This window comes from Zoogloea sp. LCSB751 (assembly GCF_002028455.1).
Classification (GTDB): Bacteria; Pseudomonadota; Gammaproteobacteria; order Burkholderiales; family Rhodocyclaceae; genus Zoogloea.
This window is the reverse complement of the sequence record NZ_MWUM01000588.1, coordinates 1-238: the sequence shown is the minus strand read 5'-3', so window position 1 is coordinate 238 and position 238 is coordinate 1. Positions and strand designations below refer to the sequence as shown.

Sequence of the window (238 nt, the reverse complement as noted above, 5' to 3'; positions counted from 1 at the left end):
GGATGCCTGGGCCCAGTTCCATGTGCGTGAGGATCTGCTGCCCCGCTTCCCGGTCGGCACCGAGTTTGATGCCCGCTTCCCGGGCCTTGGCGATCAGACGGTGCGTTTCAAGGTGTCCCATGTGGCCGCGATGGGGGATTTCGCCACCTGGCGAGCCACCGACACCCGTCAGGGGTTCGACATGAAGAGCTTCCAGGTGGAGGCGCGCCCCTTGCAACCGGTTGAAGGGTTGCGGGTT

Annotated in this window: 1 protein-coding gene; it reads left to right on the top strand. The window is 65.1% G+C overall.

Going from position 1 to position 238, the window contains the following annotated elements; all coding sequences use genetic code 11:
- Nucleotides 1-238 (top strand): hypothetical protein (locus B4920_RS27820; protein ID WP_216820138.1); only part of this gene is annotated, 238 nt, incomplete at both ends.